Here is a 6,247-nt window from a genome sequence, read left to right as displayed (position 1 = left end):
TTCCAATAGCTCAAACAGCAGCGTCGGAGTTTCTTGAAAGAACTTGTAAAAGATTGAATCTCGACGCATTAAGTCAACATCTCCTCTAGCCTGTGCAACTTATCCAACCGTCGCAAAAACAGCAAGTCGGTAATCTGTTCAATCAATTCTAGTCGATGTTGCGGGCGATCGACTTTTTGACTGTGCGGGCGATCAGGCTTTGGGCAATATGGGTATAATTTATCACAATTGAGAGCGATGATTCGGCGATCGGGCGATCGTTTGATACCTGCATCCAGCAACACCCGCCGATCATCTGATTGAACACCTGCAACAATCTGAAGAGCCTGTTTGTAAAATTATTTAACGAAAGTGCGATCGGCTCTTGACAGGTATAGTATAATACCCTAGAGTCACAATTAAACAGTGCGGCTGTCAGCCCTCTATGAGTTGCGGCTCAAATATGTTAACTAGGATACATATTCACTATCAACACCAGTATTTAACACATGAGTAAACAATTATACAAAGTTTTTGACGAAGTAGAATTCAAAGCTCAACTGCTTGCTAAATACTGGAATAATTTTTATACAGAGATTTCCGAGCATTTGCCAGATACATATCAGTCTGATATGCAAGAACTCTCTATGAAATTAGACGAGGCTTTAAGCAATCTGGTTGATCAACTTCGTAATCCGACTCTGACTCTGGCGACTACAGGAACCACCAGTAGCGGGAAAAGCACTTTGGTAAATTTGTTGTGTGGAGCCGAAATTGTTCCTGTAGCCGTAAGTGAAATGAGCGCAGGGGCAGTCACTATCGAATATAGCAAGGAAAAGTCTCTAATAATCCATGAAACACCAGGAGCATTGTGGGAGTGTGGAGAATGGAGAGGTATCAGAGAGGAGAAAATTTATCAGCGCTTATACGAAGCAATGATAAGTTATATCGAAAACAGAGAAAAACAACCGAATTTAGCTTGTCCACAATCTACCATCTTTTACCCTTTCCGGCTTGTCAAAGAGTCAAAACTAGAACTGCCAGAAGGAACAAGGGTAAAAATTCTTGATTTACCTGGTTTAGCCTATGTGGGCGATGAAGGTAACGCAGATGTTATTAAACAGTGCCGAGAGGCATTGTGCATAGTAACATACAATAGTGCAGAAACCGATGCACAAAAAGTAAAATGCTTGTTGCAAGAAGTTGTACAGCAGGTAAAAGATTTAGGTGGTTCCCCTGCGCGGATGCTTTTTACTCTTAATCGTATTGATGTTTTTCGAGCCGATAGAAATTGGCCTGACACAGAAAATCGCTTTTTTGAAAATGCTATCCGCAGTATTCAAAATGAATTGACTGAACAATTAAAAGAATATACAGAAGATATTGAGAAGTTGAAGGTTGTAAAACTTAGTACATGGCCTGCGCTACTAGCCCTTCAGATCCAAAATAATGATGATATCTATAGTGCTGAAGCCTGTAAAAAGGCAGACAACAATTTTAATGGATTAATTGATGAAAATATATTAGAAGTCCTGCCACGTAACGTACAAAAATGGTCTAGACACGACAGAAAACGAGTTGCTGAAGCATTATGGAAAAAATCTTATGCAGAAGAGTTTCAGCAGCACTTAAAGGAACATATTACTGAACACTTCCCACAGCTAGTAATTCCACAAATTATAGAACGTTTTAATCTGGCTGCGGGAAATGCCGTGGCGGAATGGGCTACACAAACAACAACAGCTATTCTTAATAGTTCAGAAGCAGATTATCAAAAGGAATGCAAAAAAATATCAGAGATTAGGTCATTACTTGAAGGGTTCTTAGAAACTAGCGATACAAACTTAAAACAGCCTTTTGAAAGACTAGATACAAAAGTTAAACAGGTTCTCGCAAAACAGTCACAAGATGACGTTGTGAAGTATATAAGAACAATAATTTCGGAACTCCAGCAGCGCGAACCATACAATAAATTAGGAGAAAAATTATTTCCACTTTATTCATGGGACAAGGAATTTCAAAAAGGAATTAATCAAGTCTTAGAAGCAGTGGCAAAGTCTTTAGAAACTGGAAGGGTAGACTTAGACAGTCCGAATTTAAAAAGAGCAAATGTTTTAAATGTCAATTTACTAGCAAGAAACTTGAACCGTTTAGTTGACTTAGGCTACAAAGCTTCCGTTGCTAAAGAAGGAAAAACAATGGAAGCAAGAACAGAGGCAGAGAAAAACAAACTCAAACAACTCAATGAGGAGCTTAATGAACTAGCTATCCATCTTAACATTGTTATACAGGATGTATTGAAACAGATTTCTACACAAGAACTAGATAGAATTTACCAGGCTGTGTCAGAATTGTTTCGTTGCCACTTGTCTTATTTTGAAAATGGAGCAAATGATCGTGCACCTGACATAGCGATAAAATTTCCTGAATCAGAACTGATTAAAGTCGAGAGTAATTTAAAATTTAATTTTCGGTTTAAAGCAGGATTTGCTATTACACAAGGGACTTGGGAAGAAGCAGTACAGGTTGAAAAACAAAAACGAACTTGGTATACATTGTGGATAGGTAAAAAAACCATTTATGAAACCGAGTATCAACCACGTTCTAGTGATAATGCTGAACTACCCAGCATAGAAAATTTACTTACAGGTTGGATAGAGCAGGCAAAAGCGGAAGACCCAGAAAGAGTAAATCAGGTCGCACGCTGGTTACTAGAACAAATTGATTGTCTAAAAAAAAATGTAGACAAAATTCAGAGTGATATTATTGACCGTTATCAGGAAAGACTCGATAAGGCAAACCAAGAAATTATCCTAAATTATGAAAAGCAAAGAAATGTCTGGCAACCTATGAAACAAAAAGCTCAAAGCTTAGCAGAAGAATTTTCTAGCTTAGGAAAAATCTGGAAAATTAAGTGAATTGACAATTGATTTTGTTAATTTAAAATCCTTGCTCTATCCCAAAAATATAATGATATGAATCCGCAACCCAGATTTTCAGTAGGTCAAAACATAGAAAAATTGTATGTATAAAGACATTTTTGCAGAGATTTATCCTCAAATTAAAAATCAAAAGAAGGGAGTTCTGTCCACAGTAATTTATACAATACTTGAGCCAGATGAATCACAAGCTGAAGAAATTTGTAATTTCTTTAAAATTAAATCTAATGTATTATTAGAAGATGATTTATCTATATCATTGGATATTGGGCTTTTTATAAGTAATCCTAATCACCAAACACAATGGATAAATGATATAATTAAGCGTGGGAAAGATATTTTTAAAAATGCAGGTAACATGGAAAGTAATGAGGAAGTTAATTACATGAAATTATTTCAGATTGTTGTTATAGGATGTCTAATTGTAGGAGCATTTGTTTGTATAAAATATCTTGAAAAAACCAAAAAAGAACGAGAAGTAGGAGATAATCGCAAAATTCCGCCATCAGATAGCTTTCCACCACAACCAAAAGTCTCTGTACCTGTAGGCTTGTGTCTTGTTGTACCTGCATCGGCGGTGGGAAATATCAGAAAGAATCATACAATTAATGTCTCTGATATAGAAACACTAATAGAAAATGCTTCATATTTTCTATGTACAAGTCATGAAGATGCGAATACCATACAGCAGCGTCTAAAATTAACTGAGGAAGATATTACAGATGTAAGTGAACAAAGAGAATTTTACGTTAGGATTGACATTGCTGATGGGCCAGAAATGATTGGGAAGAAAGTTCAATATATTTTAAAAAGAAATCTTCCCCAAAATGGACAGGGTACTGTTAAAGAATTAGCTTGTCTGGAATATCTATCTGTATCTGGTTTAGAAAACTTTAACCGCGTTTAAGGAATATATCAATGGACTGGAAAACAGCATCTTCTTACTATGAAACTCGTCTTAGCGACGCTCTAAACGTGCAGCGACACGCGGTTAATTTAGCCAACTTACCCCAAGCCGAAGTTCCGGCTCGATTAAAAGACATACTTTTACAAGAAGAAGAACCAACTCGTCGCCAACTTGAAAGACTCAAAAAACGCGAGTTTCGCATCGCTGTTGTCGGGCTAGAAAAAGCCGGAAAAAGCACATTTATTAATGCTTGGCTAGAATGCGATTTACTTCCAGCGAAGGGAGGAAGATGTACATTTACAACCACCCAGATTTATTCAGTTGAAAATGAGTCCGAACAAAGGCTGGAAGTACAAGCGAGAACTGATGAAGAGTTTCTCACTTTACTAAAGGAACTTGAGAAAGTAGGGGCAAAAGAAGACCTAAATACTATACGAGCCAACGAAATAACTTTACAACAGGTAAGAAGAGAAGGTAATCTGACTTTTCCTTTTACTAGACTCGAAGATATTAGAGAACCACTCAAGAAGTATGTAGCAGATGAAAAGTATGCTCACGCTGTTTTAGAGGCGAGACTTTATACTAACAAACTTGCTCAGGCTGAAGGAATTGTTTTTTATGATGTTCCCGGTTTAGATTCAGGTTTAGCAAAGCACGTTGATGAAGCACAAGCAATGCTCTCTGACTGTGATGCGGTGATATTAGTACAGCGGTTTACTAGCCTCCGAGAAAAGGAACTAGAAATCATCAAGTTTACCGAACTTGGCGATAAAAATGTCACGGTTGCTGATAAGCTTTTTGTTTTTTTAAGTCGGATTGATTCATTAGGTAGTGCAGAGGCGCTTAAAACACATATTGAAGAAGCATCTCAAGACTGGTTAAAGCGCGCAAAGCTTCCACCTGAACGCATTGTATATGGTTCAGCCGGAGCCTATCTAATGTTGAATGGTTTAGCAGGAGAACAGACTAAGTTAGAGATTGGGGACGCAACCCATATTCAAGCTCGGTTAAAAACATTAACTGGAATTACCGATGAAGAAACTCTGAATAAAAATGGCACGGGGATTCCCGAAATTAAGGAGAAAATATTTAACTATATCAACACTGAGCGTGTCTCGATTTTAAAGAAAAGATGCGAAGCGTCTATCAATAAAATTTTCAGCAATTCTGAACAAATTTATCTTACAGTCAGCAAAAAGTATCCAGAAAATCCCGAAGAAGCCAAGCTATTTGAAGAAAATAATCGGCGCGTTTTATTTACAGAATGGTGGAATCGAAAATGGGAAACCATCAAAGCTGATTTACAAAAATACTATGAATATTCTGTTGTCAACAAACCCCTAGACAGTTCTAATGCTAAGTCATTCACTCAAATAGAAAAATTTAGAGAACGATATTTACAAATCGTTGACAACGAAATGCAGAAACTCAGGGAGGAAACATTTAAAAAGAAAGATACAATCTTTCTTGCTAACTCAAATCCCGAATTTGACCGCATGAAAGCCAATTTTGCTTGGCGTGATGATTTGTATGGTGATATTACTAAGCTTCTCTCTGCAATTGCTCATCAACTTGCTTTAGAACTTAAGGATGAAGCATTAAAATTAGTTGAATACATGACAAGTTTATTATGGGAAAGTAATCAAGTAAAACCCAGGCTGATTGAAAATTCAGAGGAGTATTTTTTAGCAAAACTAGAGAATAGCTTAAGTGTATTATTTTTACGCTTTGCTCGTCCAGTTGCTGAAGCGCTGATTCGCGGCCCAGTTAATAGTGATACTCGAAATAAAATCATCAAAAGTTTAGGAGTAGATATTGAAATCATTGATAACTACTATAGTGGGGAAGAAGCTGCCTTTAAAGTTCTCAAAAAATATGTAAAATATGGTTCAGATTTACTATTTAATTCTGAGATTAGGCAACAAGTATTAGGAGTTACAGGAGTAGCAACACAAATTGCTGGGTATGTTTATCAAGATATAAAATCGCCCCAAGAATCTGTAGTTTTTGAGGTAGAAAATGATATTAATGCGTTTGAAGAATACCTACGCTATGCAATTTTCAGTGCTGCTGGTTTCGAGTCATACTGTATTCAAGAACTGAAGGGTTTAGTTGATAGTTTCCGAGACAAAGAAGGTACTTGGACTGGCGTTGCTCTCAATGAGTGGTTGCAGGAAAATCCACTTTTGTTTGCTGAAATACCTAATAATTTGAAGTCACAAGAATCGAATTTAGAAGTTAGCGAACGATTGAGGCAATTATCTATTGCTTTAAAAAGAAGTCGATCGCCGGACGTACTGTGAGTTACTAAAAATACAGGAAAATCGCCGAAAAAATACCCGCCCCGATCGCACGCTTAACGTCCTCCCAGCCACGGCGGATGCAACAAATACCGCCCCAAAACCCAGGAAGCTGAGGGGAG

Annotated in this window: 4 protein-coding genes; 3 read left to right on the top strand and 1 reads right to left on the bottom strand. The window is 37.2% G+C overall.

Annotated elements, in window-relative coordinates:
• Window positions 1–148: 148 nt before the first annotated feature.
• Window positions 149–274 carry a hypothetical protein gene (locus QUB52_RS28375; RefSeq protein WP_332972748.1) on the bottom strand — a complete coding sequence of 42 codons (126 nt, stop codon included), beginning with the start codon at window positions 272–274 and terminating at the stop codon, window positions 149–151.
• Window positions 275–488: 214 nt separating this feature from the next.
• On the opposite strand from QUB52_RS28375, the gene QUB52_RS28370 reads away from it, so the two are divergent.
• From QUB52_RS28370 to QUB52_RS28360, 3 genes are all read left to right on the top strand, one after another.
• Entirely contained in the window at window positions 489–2,897 is a 2,409-nt protein-coding gene (locus QUB52_RS28370) for a dynamin family protein (RefSeq protein ID WP_332972749.1), read from the top strand.
• A gap of 106 nt (window positions 2,898–3,003) precedes the next feature.
• Complete coding sequence (locus QUB52_RS28365; RefSeq protein ID WP_332972750.1) at window positions 3,004–3,825, top strand: hypothetical protein; 822 nt, start codon at window positions 3,004–3,006, stop codon at window positions 3,823–3,825.
• A gap of 11 nt (window positions 3,826–3,836) precedes the next feature.
• Window positions 3,837–6,128 (top strand): dynamin family protein, encoded by a 2,292-nt coding sequence (locus QUB52_RS28360; protein WP_332972752.1) that lies wholly within the window; start codon window positions 3,837–3,839, stop codon window positions 6,126–6,128.
• Window positions 6,129–6,247: the final 119 nt, after the last annotated feature.

It is taken from the genome of Microcoleus sp. A6-C6 (genome assembly GCF_036705955.1).
In the GTDB taxonomy this organism is placed as follows: Bacteria; Cyanobacteriota; Cyanobacteriia; order Cyanobacteriales; family Microcoleaceae; genus Microcoleus.
The sequence above is the reverse complement of the archived record's forward strand: the minus strand, read 5'-3'. Positions and strand labels throughout refer to the sequence as shown.